At 70.9% G+C, this 340-nt stretch carries 1 protein-coding gene; it reads right to left on the bottom strand.

Annotated elements, in window-relative coordinates:
* Window positions 1–101 precede the first annotated feature (101 nt).
* Window positions 102–340 (bottom strand): trypsin-like serine protease (locus DEF28_RS26985; RefSeq protein WP_325049050.1); only part of this gene is annotated, 239 nt, incomplete at its 5' end.

The raw sequence follows: 340 nt of genomic DNA, 5'->3' as shown, positions 1-340 counted from the left end.
CCGACTTCTACCACTCCCAACAGGTCAGCCGCGAGATCTACCAGGTGCGGGCGGTGGTGCAGCCGGGCAACTCCGGAGGCCCGCTGCTCTCGCCGGCCGTCCTAGTCGCACTGCTGGGTGGACACCTGCTGGGTGGCCGTGCGGCCCGCCTCGGCGTTCGCCGCGACCTCCTCGGCGGTGAGGACGTAGCCGGTGTCCTCGTCGTTGGTCGCGGCCGCGAAGATCACGCCGTAGACCGTGCCGGCCGGCGAGAGCAGCGGGCCTCCGGAGTTGCCCGGCTGCACCACCGCCCGCACCTGGTAGATCTCGCGGCTGACCTGTTGGGAGTGGTAGAAGTCGG

Source organism: Marinitenerispora sediminis, assembly GCF_003336425.1.
Lineage (GTDB): Bacteria > Actinomycetota > Actinomycetes > Streptosporangiales > Streptosporangiaceae > Marinitenerispora > Marinitenerispora sediminis.
This window is presented reverse-complemented; position numbering and strand designations above follow the sequence as displayed.